The following is a 14398-nucleotide window of genomic DNA, read 5'->3' on the forward strand; positions in this document are numbered from 1 at the left end:
ATGTTTCTTCAGTTCACACTTCAGCAGCGTGAAATTTCCCCTTAACCCGGGAAAATTCCGCGCTCTTTACGTGCTTTCAAAATGCGCTCACACGCCAAGATGTACGCTGCGGTACGCAAGCTGCAGTCTTTTTCGTCGGCTTTATACCAAACGTCTTCAACCGCTTTGATCATGAGCTTGTCTAAACGCTCGTTAATTTCTTCTTCAGTCCAGAAATAGCTCGCCATGTCCTGAACCCATTCGAAGTAACTTACGGTTACACCACCAGCGTTACACAGTACGTCTGGCACGATCATGATTTGACGTTGTAAAAGAATGTCTTCTGCTTCTGGATAGGTTGGACCGTTTGCACCTTCCAAAATCAATTTCGCAGTCAATTTTTGCGCACGTTCAACGGTGATCTGACCTTCCAATGCAGCAGGGATTAAAATATCCATTTCTACTGCCCAGAATGCGTCATCTTCAATCAAGCTTGCTTCTGGATAACCCGCAATCCCTTTGTGAATCGCAACGTAATCTTGTAATGCTTTAATATCGATACCGTTTTCGTTAAAGATGGTGCCAGTATGGTCTTGTACACACACCACTTTCGAATTGGCTTTTTGGAACAAGTAAGCGGCTTCGCTACCCACGTTACCAAAACCTTGAACTGCGACACGGCTGCCTTCAAGTGGCAAGTTGATTTTCTTGGCAACTTCTAGACCCGTCACAAATACACCACGACCGGTTGCACGGACACGACCCAAAGAGCCACCTAAATGAACTGGCTTACCAGTCACCACACCTGTTACGGTATGACCTTTGATGCTTGAATAGGTATCCATCATCCAGCCCATAATGTCGGCATTGGTGCCTACGTCTGGTGCAGGAATATCATTTTGTGGACCGATGATCGGGCTAATTTCGCTGGTAAAACGACGGGTTAAACGCTCCAACTCACGCGGAGACAATTTACGCGGGTCAACACGAATACCACCTTTGGCACCGCCATAAGGTAAGTTTAATACTGCAGTTTTGATGGTCATCCACGCTGAGAGCGCCATCACTTCATTCAGTTCAACATCTGGATGGTAACGAATACCACCCTTGCCTGGTCCGCGCGACAAGTTGTGCTGAACACGGTAACCTTCGAAATGCTGAATAGAACCATCGTCCATCACGATAGGCACATCAACAATGAGCGCACGCTTTGGACGCTTTAATGTATTGATAAAAGGGATTAAGTCTTCTTCAAGGTAAGGTGCGACACGATTAATCTGAGCAAGGTAGGTTTGCCATGCGCCACTGTTTTCCATTTCATACGACAAAGACATTGATTTATCCTCTGAGAATTTGGTTGATCCAATCCATTAAAAGTAGGAAACACTCCATCTATTGGACACCGCCTCAGCTCGGTGTAGTTCCAACTGGAGTGTTACCCAGTACGCATAGTATGAAAAATCAAAACGAATCCAAAAAGTTGTAATTTTGATTAAAATGCAATAAATTTTAGCAAAACGCTTAAAGGAAAAATCAAAGTGAATGATACGGACAGTCAAATTCTCGGTTTACTGCGGGATAACGCCCGCATGTCGATTACCGATATCGCCAATAAGGTGCGTGTTTCCCGTAATACAGTGCAAAAACGCATCGAATATTTAGAATCCAGCGGCATCATTACCGGTTATACCGTCCGCCTCAAACCCGGCAGTGAAAAAAACACTATTCGCGCATGGATGAACATTATGGTGGAAGGCACCAAAACCAGTGCGGTGGTGAAAGAACTCCGCATTGATCCTGCAGTACATACTTTGCATACCACCAATGGCAAGTGGGATTTGCTGGTGGAGTTGAAGTCGGACAGCTTAGAAAGTTTTGATAAAACCCTTGAACGGATTCGAACCATTTCAGGCATTTACAATACTGAAACCAGTATCTTGCTCTCGACCTATAAAGCCTAATCACCCATGGCATGGGTCAACACGATGCACCCGTGGATCCAGAAGTGTAAAACTGATGAAAAGCTGAGTTATGTGTGAAAGCTTTTCCAATATCAGCCCATTTTGACCCCGCGAGTTTAACCGTTTGATCATTTTTAAGTGGCTCAACTCTTTTAAAGTCGTGCGTGGCTGTGTATAACAATTCACGTACAGAAAAGTAAAAGCATAGGCAAACTGTCTAAAAAAGCGTTAGACTATGCCACAATCAAAAATGCAAATTCCTGAGTGATTTGCAGACGAATAGAAAGGTGAAGATTGATGCCGCTCAATACTGTTGAAGAGCTTGTAGCAGATATCCGTGCAGGGAAAATGGTCATCCTGATGGATGATGAAGACCGTGAAAATGAAGGTGACTTGGTCATTGCAGCAACGCATGTCCGTCCAGAAGACATTAACTTCATGATTACGCATGCCCGCGGTTTAGTATGCCTCACTTTAAGTCGTGAGCGTTGTCAGCAATTGAATTTACCATTAATGGTCGATGCCAATGGTGCGCAACATGCCACCAACTTCACCCTCTCGATTGAAGCAGCAGAAGGCATTACCACAGGTATTTCTGCGGCAGAACGTGCGCATACCATTCAAACTGCGGTCGCTGCACATGCCAAGCCCAGCGATATTGTACAGCCAGGACATATCTTCCCCTTGATGGCACAACCGGGTGGTGTATTGCACCGTGCGGGACATACCGAAGCAGGCTGTGACCTTGCCCGTATTGCTGGTTTAGAACCCGCTTCTGTGATTTGTGAAATCATTAAAGAAGACGGCACCATGGCGCGTCGACCAGATTTAGAAATTTTTGCCGAAAAGCATGGTCTTAAAATGGGGACCATTGCTGATTTAATCCATTACCGCATGACCAATGAACAAACGGTCGAGCGTCTTGGTCAGGAAAGCATCGACACCGAATACGGTACATTTGAGCTGTATCGTTACCGTGAAATTGGTAACCCAGATATTCATTTGGCTTTGGTCAAAGGTGAGCCGAAAGATGGTATTACCACAGTGCGCGTCCACGGTTTTAATCCGACGCGCGACTTGCTGAAACTGAACAAGCAAGATGGTGAACCTGCGTGGAACTTGGATCGTGCGTTAAAAGAAATCGCGCAAAGTGATCGCGGTGTACTGGTGTGGATTGGTCAACGTCATTTGCAAGATTTGGGTCCTGCCCTCGACAGTCTGACTGCACCGAAGAAAACCAAATCTAGTGCAGCATTGTCACAGCAATACCAAACCATTGGTGTCGGCGCACAAATTTTACGTGATTTAGGTGTTGAAAAAATGAAGCTGCTCAGTTCGCCGCTCCGTTTCAACGCATTATCAGGTTTTAATCTTGAAGTGGTGGAATATGTCACCGCTCAACAAACATTAACGAAATAATCGAGGTTGCTATGGCGATTCGCCGAATTGAAGGTTTATTACATCTCGCGAGCGAAGGCCGTTACGCGATTTTAGTTGGTCGTTTCAATAGCTTTGTAGTGGAACATCTACTCGAAGGTGCAATTGATACATTGAAACGTCATGGTGTATCAGAGGATAATATCACTGTTGTTCATGCACCAGGCGCATGGGAACTTCCAGTGGTTGCGAAAAAACTGGCTGCTTCTGATCGTTTTGATGCCATCATCGCGCTAGGCGCTGTGATTCGTGGTAGCACGCCTCACTTCGACTTTGTTGCAGGTGAATGTGCCAAAGGTTTAGGCGTTGTAGGCTTAGACACGGGTTTACCAGTCATTAATGGTGTATTGACTACGGACAGCATTGAACAAGCGATTGAACGCTCTGGAACAAAAGCAGGTAATAAAGGTAGCGAAGCTGCTCTTACTGCAATTGAAATGGTTAACTTGTTAAAGGCTATTTAAAGCATGTCGCAAACACTCCAAGCCGCTTATGCTGCAAAACGTAAAGCACGTCGTTTTGCTGTACAAGGCATTTATGAATGGCAAATGAGCCGCAACCCAGTGCATGAAATTGAAGCACGTACGCGTGTTGAAAATGCCATGCATAAAGTGGACCTCAGCTACTATCATGAATTGCTGACTCAAGTGGTTGCCAATCATGAAGCTTTGGATGCGCTTCTTATTCCTGTGCTGGATCGCCAAATCGAAGCCTTAGACGGTGTTGAACTTGCAACACTGCGTTTGGGTGCTTACGAATTGAAAGAACATCTTGAAATCCCGTATCGCGTGGTTTTAGATGAAGCGATTGAGCTTGCAAAACACTTTGGCGGTGCAGACAGTCACAAATACATCAATGGTGTATTGGACCGTTTAGCCAACAGCCTTCGTGCCGCAGAAAAGCAACAAGCACAATAAGACGTGTAGTAAGTAGTATGGCTGAGTTTTCAATTATTGAGACCTATTTTAATCGAGCGCAGCAGCATTCGGTCGATTTAGGTGTCGGAGACGACTCAGCCGTGCTTACCCCACCTCCGCAGCAACAATTGGTGATCTGTACCGATACCTTGATTGCGGGACGACATTTTCCTCTCGATACCCCTGCCCATGCCATTGGCTGGAAATCTGTTGCCGTCAATCTTTCCGATATTGCTGCAATGGGTGCCAAACCGCAGAGTATCTTATTGGCATTGAGCCTACCCCAAATTGATCATGACTGGCTGAAAGACTTTAGTCAGGGACTGTATGATTGCTGTGATCAATTTGGTGTGAGCTTAATTGGTGGAGACACCACCCAAAGCCCGCATCTCACCATTTCTGTGACCGCTCTCGGCTGGATTGATACCAATCAAGCCGTAAAGCGCTCAGGTGCACAAGTAGGCGACTATATCTGTGTCAGCGGTCAAGTCGGTGATGCATCTTTTGGGCTTCAACATCCAGATCACCCTTTAAAGCAACGTTTGGACTATCCAACCCCGCGCTGCCAGCTGGGACAACAGCTGAAAGGTCTCGCTTCCGCCATGATTGATGTCTCGGATGGTCTGGCTCAAGATTTAGGACACATTCTTAAAGCGTCACAGATCGGTGCGCGCTTACAGCTAGAACAACTGCCGATTGCCCCCGCTTTGCAGCAATTAACACAAGCACAACAATGGCAATACGCGCTCGCAGGTGGCGATGACTATGAGTTATGCTTTACAATAAGCCCGCAAAATTACCAACAGCTTTTGCAACAACAATTAGATGTAAAAATTACGGTGATTGGAACAATTACAAATTCAACTGGGCTTACATTTGAAAAAGATGGCAAAGATCATCTGCTTCAATTTCAAGGGTATCAACACTTTGCATAAACCTCCAATTCAGTTTAACCACATGTCTTGGTCGAACCGCTGTATTGTATTTTGCGGCGTCGGTTTTGGCTCTGGTTTATTACCCAAAGCCCCAGGTACTTTTGGTTCAGCATTTGCGCTGCTTTTTATTCCGCTGTGGTTGAATTTAGGCTTCCTCAACTCCATATACGCCATCATTCTGATGTCACTCATTGGCATCTATATTTGCGGTCAAACCGCCAAAGTGATGGGTGTACATGACGATGGACGCATTGTCTGGGACGAGTTCGCGGGTCAATCAATAACATTATTACCGTTGATCTACTTCGGAAAAATGAGTCTCATCTCTGCATTGATCGGTTTTTTACTGTTCCGTCTGTTTGATGTGTGGAAACCATGGCCAATTCGCGTGATTGATCGCCAAGTGCATGGCGGCTTCGGCATCATGCTGGATGACATTATTGCAGGGCTATGGGCAGCGCTCTGTATTTTTATATACCTCAATATTTCTCTGGCTTAAGGCCAGCTTGTAAGGTGTGTTATGACAACTTCTGTGATTATTCTTGCTGCAGGTAAAGGAACTCGTATGCGTTCCCAGCTACCCAAAGTCTTACAACCCTTAGCAGGACGCCCCTTACTTGGTCATGTGATTGACACAGCCAAACAACTGAATGCTGACCATATCATTACCATCTATGGACATGGCGGTGAACAAGTACAACAACATTTTAAGCATGAACACGTGCAATGGGTTGAACAAGCCGAGCAACTCGGCACGGGTCATGCGGTACAAATGACCCTACCTGTGCTGCCACAAGACGGTATTTCTCTGATTTTATCGGGAGATGTACCATGTATCACACCAGCGACATTACAAAAATTACTGGATGCTTCACGTGGAACAGGCATTGGCTTGGTGACTTTGACTCTCGAAGATGCCACTGGTTATGGACGCATTGTGCGTGAAAATGGGCAAATTCAGGCGATTGTTGAGCATAAAGATGCCAACGAACAACAACGCCAAATTCAAGAAATCAACACGGGTATTTACTGTGTCAGCAATACCAAATTGCATCAATGGCTACCAAAACTCAACAACAATAACGCCCAAGGCGAATACTACCTGACTGATATTGTCGCAATGGCACTGGCTGATGGTCTTGAAGTGGCTTCGGTTGAACCTGAGATGGCATTTGAAGTTGAAGGCGTGAATGATCGTATGCAACTTGCAGCGCTTGAACGTCAATTTCAAAACTTCCAAGCCAAACAATTGATGCAACAAGGTGTGCATTTAATTGATCCAAGTCGTTTTGATCTACGTGGCACACTCAAAGCTGGACAAGATGTACGTATCGATATTAACGTCATCATTGAAGGCGACTGTGAGTTTGGTGATGCTGTTGAAATTGGTGCAGGCTGTGTGATTAAGAACACCAAAATTGCGGCGGGTACTAAAGTTCAACCTTACAGTTTATTTGATCAAGCCATTGTCGGTGAAGATACCCAAATTGGACCTTTTGCACGCTTACGCCCAGGGGCGAAACTCGCCAATGAAGTGCATATCGGCAACTTTGTCGAAGTCAAAAACTCGAGTGTCGGTTTAGGCTCGAAAGCCAACCATTTTACCTACTTAGGCGATGCCGAAATTGGTGCAGGTTCAAATATTGGCGCAGGCACCATTACCTGTAACTATGATGGTGCCAACAAATTCAAAACCATCATTGGTGATGCAGCATTTATTGGGTCCAACAGCTCACTGGTTGCCCCTGTCCGCATTGGTAACGGCGCAACTGTTGGTGCAGGTTCCGTGATTACCCGCGATGTGGAAGATAATTGTTTAGCCATTGAACGCTCTAAACAATTCATCAAAGAGAATTTTCAACGTCCACAAAAATTGAAGAAATAAGAGGATCATCCTATGTGTGGTATTGTCGGTGGCGTTGCAGAACGTAGTATTACCAATATTCTCATTGAAGGTCTCAAACGACTTGAATATCGTGGCTATGACTCAGCAGGTTTAGCCTTGGTCAACCATGACCAGATTTTACGTGAACGTCGTGTCGGTAAAGTGGCTAATCTAGAACAAGCCGTAAGTGAATCACAAATTGTTGGCAACTTAGGGATCGCGCATACCCGTTGGGCAACCCATGGCAAACCGACTGAAAATAATGCCCATCCGCATGTTTCTGGTGATGTTGCCGTGGTACATAACGGTATTATCGAAAACTACCAAGAACTGAAAGATGACCTCGAAGCACTTGGTTATGTATTCACGTCGCAAACCGATACTGAAGTGGTTGCACATCTGATCCATGATGCGTTGAAATCCACCTCGAGTTTGTTGGAAGCAGTACAAAGCGTGGTGCCGCAACTGAAAGGTGCGTATGCCCTCGGGATTATTCACACGGACTATCCAAATGAGTTAATCACTGTGCGTGAAGGCTCGCCTCTGGTGATTGGTGTCGGGATTGGTGAGAATTTCATTAGCTCGGATCAATTAGCATTACTGCCGATCACCAATCGCTTTATCTACCTAGAAGAAGGTGATATTGCTCGCTTGACCCGTGACAAAATTGAAGTGTTTGTCAATGGGCAGTTGGTACAGCGCCCAGTCAAAGAACTGGATGCAACCGTCAGCAACGCCTCTAAAGGCGAATTCAAGCATTACATGCTGAAAGAAATTTATGAGCAACCTGAAGCATTACAACAAACCATTTCGCAAGCACTGGATGGCAACGCTTTACGTGCAGATTTCCTGCAACACGCCGAAGTGGATTTTGCCAATATCCAGCAGGTGCAAATTCTGGCTTGTGGTACCAGTTACCATGCCGGCATGATTGCCAAATACTGGTTTGAACAACTGATTGATGTGCCGTGTCAGGTCGAAATTGCCAGTGAGTTCCGCTATCGCACCCCTGTCATTGTCAATAACACGCTGTACTTGTGCATTTCACAATCTGGTGAAACTGCAGATACTTTAGCGGCACTGCGTGACACCCAAAAACGTGCTGCGGCCAAGAATATCAATATTGTGACAATGGCGATTTGTAATGTCGCAACATCCTCAATGATCCGTGAAACCAGTCATAGCTTACTGACCTTGGCAGGACCTGAAATTGGTGTGGCGTCAACCAAAGCCTTTACCACACAACTCGCGGCCTTGATGCTACTGATTCTGAAAATTGGTCAAATTAAGCAGACTATTTCAGATCACCAAATTCAAAGCATTGCTGCAGAATTATGGCATCTACCTAAAGTGATTTTGGATACGCTACAAAACAATGCGGCAATTCTGCGCCTGTCTGAATTGTTTGTAGAAAAGCAGCACTGCTTGTTCTTGGGTCGTGGTACGCACTTCCCGATTGCTCTGGAAGGTGCACTCAAACTTAAGGAAATTTCCTACATTCATGCAGAAGGTTATGCTGCGGGTGAACTCAAGCATGGTCCATTGGCCTTGGTTGATAATGACATGCCTGTGGTGATTCTGGCTCCGCAAGATGACATGCTGGATAAACTTAAATCCAATATGGAAGAAGTTCAGGCGCGTGGTGGTGAGCTGTTTGTGTTTGCCGATGAACATAGCGGCATTCAAAGCAAAGAGCGTCAACATGTGGTGAGTGTACCAAGCATCATTTCGACTTTGGCACCGATCGTATATAGCGTACCTGTACAATTACTGTCTTACCATGTTGCTGTCTTACGCGGCACCGATGTAGACCAGCCGAGAAACTTGGCCAAAAGTGTAACCGTCGAATAATACCAAAGGCTCGAACATCGAGCCTTTTTTATAAAATGATTATGAGTGAAAGATATGACCTCTCTGACCTGTTTTAAAGCTTACGACATACGTGGCAAACTCGGCACAGAATTAAACGAAGAGATTGCCTATAAGATTGGCCGTGCCTATGGACAAATCTATCAACCGGAAACCGTAGTAATTGGTTGTGATATCCGTCTGAGCAGTGAAGGCCTAAAACAAGCCACCATCCAAGGACTCACCGATGCAGGGGTTAATGTACTGGATTTAGGTATGACGGGTACAGAAGAGGTCTATTTCGGTGCCTTCCATCTTGATGTACAAGGAGGGATTGAAATTACGGCCAGCCACAACCCAATGGATTACAACGGCATGAAACTTGTGCGTGAAAATGCACGCCCAATTAGTGCTGACACGGGTTTAAAAGTGATTCAAGCGCTGGCTGAATCTGGTACATTTCAGGCGGTTGAACATAAAGGCACCATACAAGGCTATGATATTTTGCCTGAATTTGTCGATCATCTCCTGACCTATATTCGACCTGAAAAAATTCGCCCTTTGAAACTGGTGGTTAATGCAGGTAATGGTGCAGCAGGACATGTAATTGATGCTCTGGAACAGAAATTTACTCAACTGCAAATTCCAGTCGAATTTATTAAAATTCACCATGAAGCCGATGGGACATTCCCGAATGGTATTCCTAATCCCATCTTGATCGAAAACCGTGACAGCACCCGTAATGCAGTACTACAACATCAAGCAGATATGGGTATTGCTTGGGATGGTGATTTTGACCGCTGTTTCCTGTTTGATGAAAAAGGACAATTCATTGAAGGCTATTATATTGTCGGTTTACTGGCACAAGCCTTTTTGTTAAAGCAAGCCAATGAAAAAATTGTACATGACCCACGTTTGGTCTGGAACACTTTAGATATTGTCGATCAGTATCAAGGGATTACCGTACAATCTAAATCAGGTCATGCCTTTATTAAAGATGTTATGCGCGAGCATAATGCGGTCTATGGCGGAGAAATGAGTGCACACCACTATTTCCGTGATTTTGCCTATTGTGATAGCGGCATGATTCCATGGTTGCTTGCGATTAGCGTACTTTCTGAAACTAGGCAATCTCTATCTAGCTTGGTTGAAGATATGATCACCAAGTTCCCATGTAGTGGTGAAATCAATTTTAAAGTTGCGGATACCCAAGCCACAATTCAAAAGCTCTTTGACCATTTCGCAGATCAAAATCCCGAGATTGACCGTACCGATGGGGTGAGTTTAGATTTTGGAACTTGGCGTTTTAACGTCCGTGCATCTAACACTGAACCTTTACTGCGCTTAAATATTGAAAGCCGTTTGGATCAGAATCCTGAGCCGATGCACACATACGTAAATCAATTGACCCAGTTGATTCAAAATTAAAATAAAAATGGGAGCAGTATGCTCCCTTTTTTAAACTCTAGATTTAATTGGCATAGCCCTGCGGGTTCTGCTTCTGCCAGTTCCAACTGTCAGCCAGCATATCTTCCAGACCATATTGTGGTTGCCAGTTCAATTCTGTCACCGCTCGGGTATTGTCTGCAAATGATGTTGCTACATCACCTGCACGACGTGGTGCAAATTCAAAAGCAATCGGAATCCCATTGACTTGCTCAAAGGTATTTTTAATTTGCAAAACTGAGGCACCTTGCCCCGTACCAATATTCCACGCTCGACAACCCGTAGCACCTAAACGGTTATTCAAAGCACATAAATGCGCATTGGCTAAATCCACCACATGAATATAGTCACGAACACCTGTACCATCAACAGTATCGTAATCTTGACCAAAAATAGCCAGTTTTTCACGACGCCCTACAGCAACTTGCGTCACATAGGGCATTAAGTTATTTGGAATTCCTTGTGGATCTTCACCAATTCGACCACTTTTATGCGCACCAACAGGATTAAAATAACGTAACAAAGCAATTGACCAACGCGCATCTGCAAGACTGAGTTTTTGCAGCATCTGCTCAACAATCAATTTGGTATAACCGTAATTATTCGATGGCATGCCCGTCGGCATCTCTTCATGGAGTGGAGAAACATTCGCTTCATCATAGACGGTCGCTGAAGAACTGAACACCAGCTTAAATACACCAGCTCGCTCCATGGCTTTGACTAAATTAAGACTCCCTGCAATGTTATTATCAAAATAAGTCAAAGGAATCTGTTGGCTTTCTCCCACCGCTTTCAAACCAGCGAAATGAATTACAGCATCAATGGTATGCTGCGAAAAAAGATGATCTAGTGTTTCACCATCTCGAATATCTCCCTCAATAAAATCAAGAGATTTTCCTGTCAGGGCTTGCACTCGAACCAAGGATTCTACCGAACTATTCGAGAGATTATCTAACACGACCACATCATGACCAGCAGTTAATAACTCAACACAGGTATGTGAGCCAATATAACCTGCGCCACCTGTGACTAAAATTTTAGCCATGTGTATTTCCTAATAAAATTTTCAACAAACCTTGGGTCGACGCATCAAACTGAGTAATATCAGTTTGCTGGCCACTCAGTACAGGCAATAACTGATTGGCTATTTCTTTGCCTTTTTCTACACCCCATTGATCAAAGGGATTAATATTCCAAATTACTGACTGTACAAACACTTTATGCTCATAGAGTGCGATAAGCATACCTAATGTTTTTGGATTTAACTCATTAATCAATATCGTTGTACTAGGCTGATTTCCCTGATATTTTTTATATTCAGGCAAATTTTCCACTTCATTCGCGCATAATGCTTGATTACCAAACGCCAGTAACCTTGATTGTGCCAAACAGTTAGAAAGCGCTAAATGATGTTGCTCAATGAGTGCCTCGGCATTTTCCACATACGTAAATTGTTTTGCATTATAACGATGTACTGGTGCGATAAAATCGCAACTCACTGCATGTGTCCCCTGATGTAGCAACTGATAGAACGCATGCTGTGCATTTGGACCCACCTCTCCCCAAATAATCGGGCAAGTTGCAGATTCAACTTTTTGATGATCACGTTGTAAAGATTTACCGTTGGATTCCATTTCAAGTTGCTGTAAATACGCAGCAAAATATTTCAAACGACCATCATAAGGCAGAACAGCATGGGTCTGCATATTCAGATAGTTGGTATTCCACACCCCTAATAAGCCCATCAGCACAGGAATATTTTGCTCAAACGGTGTATTTTGAAAATGCTGATCTACCAAATGTGCACCCGAAAGCAGGGCTTTAAATCCATCAACCCCAATTTGCAAAGCAATGGGTAATCCAATACAAGACCAAAGAGAATAACGCCCTCCTACCCAGTCCCAGAGTAAGAATTGATGATCAGGATGAATTCCCCAAGCTGTCATTTTTTCAGGTTTAGTCGACACACCAATAAAATGACTTTTGAGAACACAATCGCGTTGCCCTAAGCTTTTCTCCAGCCATTGGCGCACCGTTTCCGCATTCGATAAGGTATCAATCGTTCCAAATGATTTGGAAGAAATAATAAACAAAGTAGTTTCAGGTCTTAACTGATGCAAGAGCTCTGAAAGCTGGCTGCCATCCATAGTCGAAACAAAATGTACATTTAAGGGTTTCGCTGTTTGAACTTTAAAATCCGATAAGGCATGAGAAACCATTAAAGGACCCAAATCTGAGCCACCTACCCCAATGTTTACTACATCTTGAATGACTTCGCCTGTCACACCACGATATTGCCCCATATGTATTTTTTCGACCAAATCAAACATTCGGTTTAACTGTTCATGCACTTGCTGCGATAACTCAGGGAAAACATCGGGATCTTGCGGTAAGCGTAAAGCCCAATGCATTGCTGCACGTTGCTCTGTGTAATTAATGGTCTCAATGGAGAATAGCCGACTGATCCAGACTTTTAATTGTTTTGCTTCTGCTAACGATAGTAATGCCTTGGTGACAGGCAAATTGACACGGTGCTTACTAAAATCAAAAAGCAGATCGTCATAACGCAAACTGAAGTTTTCAAAACGTTGTGCTTGTTCGGCAAAAAGCTGGTTCAAATGAACCGACTGCATTTCTTCCGCTAACTGCTGTAATTTTTGCTCAGTAGAAAGAAATGCTTGCTTAGGAAAATTTTCGATATTTTCTCTCATACTCGACCGACTCCCTCATATGCAAAACCCTGCACTTTGACATATAGAGGATCATAAATATTACGTCCATCTAGAATAAGCGGATGACGCATCAATTGCTGAAGTTTTTTATAATCAGGGCTAGAGTATTGTTTCCATGCGGTGATTACACATAAGGCATCAGCATCCTGAACTGCATCATAAGCATCTGTGCACAAAATCAAATTTTCACGATGACCATATTGTTGATATATTTCTTTCAGCGCTTGCGGATCATGAAGTTTAACCTTCGCACCTTGGGCCCAGAGTGCACTCAGCATGGCATGAATTGGGGAATTTTGAATACTTGAGGTATTTTCTTTGAATGACGCGCCCCAAATTGCAACCACTTTATTTTTCAAATCCGAATGGTAATAGGTCCAGAGTTTACGAAATAAAATTTCTTTTTGCTGCTCATTAATATCCAAAACTTGCTGCAACAGGCGGCTTTTCGCACCACTTTTAGAAACTTCACTGGATAGCGTCAAAATATCATGCGAAAAGTTTTCACCACCAAAACCTACCCCAGGTGATAAATAAGTTGAACCGATTCGCGAATCAGCACCCATTCCCTGCGTCACATGCGCAATATCAATGCCCAATTTTTCAGCCACCAGAGCAAGGTCATTGATATAACTAATTCGAGTCGCCAGCATTCCAGAGATACTTAGCTTCGTAAATTCAGCATCTAGAATCGGCATGAATAAATATTGGTTCGTTGTACTAAAGATAGGTCGTAACAGCTCTTCAATCATGATTCTAGCAGGAGCTTCCTCTACCCCAACAATAATCTGCTTTAAATGCAGTACACTATTAATGGCATTACCCTCCTGAATCACATCAGGTAAGTAGACCCAGTAATCTTGCGGCGAAATCTCGCTAAGCTTGTTTGTACCATTTAATCCAAAAGTTGCAGCATTGATCATCAATCTCGGATGAATAATCGGTTTCAAAGCCAATGTCTTAAGGGTCTGAACCGCCAGTTCAATCTCTGTGGGGCTATAACAAAAGAAATAAACATCTACATCTAAAGGAAGTTCAGCTACAGAACAATAAAGAAGCTGTCCCAATTTAAGTTGTCGATTAAGACGAAAATTTACAGCTTCATCTAAATATTGAACCCGTTTTTGAGGGGAATGCTCATTATTTTGATGACTGCACCAATACACTTGATTGCCATATTCAGATAGCAATACAGCCATGACGCCAGCATTCAGTGTCGCACCTAATATTGCAACTTTCATGATTCACCCACCACACT

General features: G+C 43.9%; 13 protein-coding genes. 9 read left to right on the forward strand and 4 right to left on the reverse strand.

Features of this window, described 5'->3' with window-relative positions; translation table 11 throughout:
• Window positions 1-41: 41 nt before the first annotated feature.
• A complete protein-coding gene (locus GWK51_RS14115; protein WP_100242298.1) occupies window positions 42-1313 on the reverse strand; it encodes a Glu/Leu/Phe/Val family dehydrogenase in 1272 nt (423 codons plus the stop codon).
• A 204-nt stretch (window positions 1314-1517) separates the two neighbouring features.
• Here GWK51_RS14115 and GWK51_RS14120 point away from each other — a divergent pair, with 204 nt between their 5' ends.
• The 9 genes from GWK51_RS14120 to GWK51_RS14160 all read left to right on the forward strand — a co-directional run bounded on the left by GWK51_RS14120 (window position 1518) and on the right by GWK51_RS14160 (window position 10390).
• The gene (locus tag GWK51_RS14120; RefSeq protein ID WP_100242299.1) at window positions 1518-1940 is read left to right on the forward strand and encodes an Lrp/AsnC family transcriptional regulator; all 423 of its coding nucleotides are present in this window, start codon (window positions 1518-1520) and stop codon (window positions 1938-1940) included.
• A gap of 297 nt (window positions 1941-2237) precedes the next feature.
• On the forward strand, window positions 2238-3359 hold the full coding sequence (ribBA, locus tag GWK51_RS14125; protein WP_142769783.1) for a bifunctional 3,4-dihydroxy-2-butanone-4-phosphate synthase/GTP cyclohydrolase II: 1122 nt from the start codon (window positions 2238-2240) through the stop codon (window positions 3357-3359).
• An 11-nt stretch (window positions 3360-3370) separates the two neighbouring features.
• On the forward strand, window positions 3371-3841 hold the full coding sequence (gene ribH / locus GWK51_RS14130) for a 6,7-dimethyl-8-ribityllumazine synthase (RefSeq protein ID WP_016165653.1): 471 nt from the start codon (window positions 3371-3373) through the stop codon (window positions 3839-3841).
• Window positions 3842-3844: 3 nt separating this feature from the next.
• Window positions 3845-4294, forward strand: a complete 450-nt coding sequence (gene nusB, locus GWK51_RS14135) for a transcription antitermination factor NusB (RefSeq protein WP_016165654.1) — start codon at window positions 3845-3847, stop codon at window positions 4292-4294.
• Window positions 4295-4311: 17 nt separating this feature from the next.
• Entirely contained in the window at window positions 4312-5229 is a 918-nt protein-coding gene (gene thiL / locus GWK51_RS14140) for a thiamine-phosphate kinase (RefSeq protein WP_161934184.1), read from the forward strand.
• The gene (locus GWK51_RS14145) at window positions 5180-5728 is read left to right on the forward strand and encodes a phosphatidylglycerophosphatase A family protein (protein WP_161934185.1); all 549 of its coding nucleotides are present in this window, start codon (window positions 5180-5182) and stop codon (window positions 5726-5728) included. Before thiL ends, GWK51_RS14145 begins: the two co-directional genes overlap by 50 nt.
• Before the next feature lie 21 nt (window positions 5729-5749).
• Window positions 5750-7114 carry a bifunctional UDP-N-acetylglucosamine diphosphorylase/glucosamine-1-phosphate N-acetyltransferase GlmU gene (glmU, locus tag GWK51_RS14150; RefSeq protein ID WP_161934186.1) on the forward strand — a complete coding sequence of 455 codons (1365 nt, stop codon included), beginning with the start codon at window positions 5750-5752 and terminating at the stop codon, window positions 7112-7114.
• Window positions 7115-7126: 12 nt separating this feature from the next.
• Window positions 7127-8965 (forward strand): glutamine--fructose-6-phosphate transaminase (isomerizing), encoded by a 1839-nt coding sequence (glmS, locus tag GWK51_RS14155; RefSeq protein WP_161934187.1) that lies wholly within the window; start codon window positions 7127-7129, stop codon window positions 8963-8965.
• Between the two features lie 54 nt (window positions 8966-9019).
• Window positions 9020-10390: a phosphohexomutase domain-containing protein gene (locus GWK51_RS14160; RefSeq protein WP_161934188.1), complete on the forward strand. Its 1371-nt coding sequence runs from the start codon at window positions 9020-9022 to the stop codon at window positions 10388-10390.
• Window positions 10391-10433: 43 nt separating this feature from the next.
• On the opposite strand, the gene galE is transcribed toward GWK51_RS14160, so the two are convergent.
• Genes galE through GWK51_RS14175 form a run of 3 tightly spaced genes read right to left on the reverse strand, consistent with a single transcriptional unit; the run spans window position 10434 to window position 14381 of the window.
• Window positions 10434-11453 carry a UDP-glucose 4-epimerase GalE gene (gene galE, locus GWK51_RS14165; RefSeq protein WP_161934189.1) on the reverse strand — a complete coding sequence of 340 codons (1020 nt, stop codon included), beginning with the start codon at window positions 11451-11453 and terminating at the stop codon, window positions 10434-10436.
• Window positions 11446-13119: a glucose-6-phosphate isomerase gene (gene pgi, locus GWK51_RS14170; protein ID WP_161934190.1), complete on the reverse strand. Its 1674-nt coding sequence runs from the start codon at window positions 13117-13119 to the stop codon at window positions 11446-11448. The genes galE and pgi overlap by 8 nt, the downstream gene beginning before the upstream one ends.
• Complete coding sequence (locus GWK51_RS14175; protein ID WP_161934191.1) at window positions 13116-14381, reverse strand: nucleotide sugar dehydrogenase; 1266 nt, start codon at window positions 14379-14381, stop codon at window positions 13116-13118. The genes pgi and GWK51_RS14175 overlap by 4 nt, the downstream gene beginning before the upstream one ends.
• Between the last annotated feature and the right edge of the window lie 17 nt (window positions 14382-14398).

Source organism: Acinetobacter kanungonis (genome assembly GCF_009939195.1).
GTDB classification, from domain to species: domain Bacteria; phylum Pseudomonadota; class Gammaproteobacteria; order Pseudomonadales; family Moraxellaceae; genus Acinetobacter; species Acinetobacter kanungonis.

Bases quoted from the DNA above. Each gene is read 5' to 3' on its own strand.
- galE (WP_161934189.1), bottom strand. From the start codon at position 11,453: ATGGCTAAAATTTTAGTCACAGGTGGCGCAGGTTATATTGGCTCACAT.
- thiL (WP_161934184.1), top strand. From the start codon at position 4,312: ATGGCTGAGTTTTCAATTATTGAGACCTATTTTAATCGAGCGCAGCAG.
- GWK51_RS14175 (WP_161934191.1), bottom strand. From the start codon at position 14,381: ATGAAAGTTGCAATATTAGGTGCGACACTGAATGCTGGCGTCATGGCT.
- glmU (WP_161934186.1), top strand. From the start codon at position 5,750: ATGACAACTTCTGTGATTATTCTTGCTGCAGGTAAAGGAACTCGTATG.
- GWK51_RS14115 (WP_100242298.1), bottom strand. From the start codon at position 1,313: ATGTCTTTGTCGTATGAAATGGAAAACAGTGGCGCATGGCAAACCTAC.
- pgi (WP_161934190.1), bottom strand. From the start codon at position 13,119: ATGAGAGAAAATATCGAAAATTTTCCTAAGCAAGCATTTCTTTCTACT.
- GWK51_RS14145 (WP_161934185.1), top strand. From the start codon at position 5,180: ATGGCAAAGATCATCTGCTTCAATTTCAAGGGTATCAACACTTTGCAT.
- ribH (WP_016165653.1), top strand. From the start codon at position 3,371: ATGGCGATTCGCCGAATTGAAGGTTTATTACATCTCGCGAGCGAAGGC.
- glmS (WP_161934187.1), top strand. From the start codon at position 7,127: ATGTGTGGTATTGTCGGTGGCGTTGCAGAACGTAGTATTACCAATATT.
- nusB (WP_016165654.1), top strand. From the start codon at position 3,845: ATGTCGCAAACACTCCAAGCCGCTTATGCTGCAAAACGTAAAGCACGT.
- ribBA (WP_142769783.1), top strand. From the start codon at position 2,238: ATGCCGCTCAATACTGTTGAAGAGCTTGTAGCAGATATCCGTGCAGGG.
- GWK51_RS14160 (WP_161934188.1), top strand. From the start codon at position 9,020: ATGACCTCTCTGACCTGTTTTAAAGCTTACGACATACGTGGCAAACTC.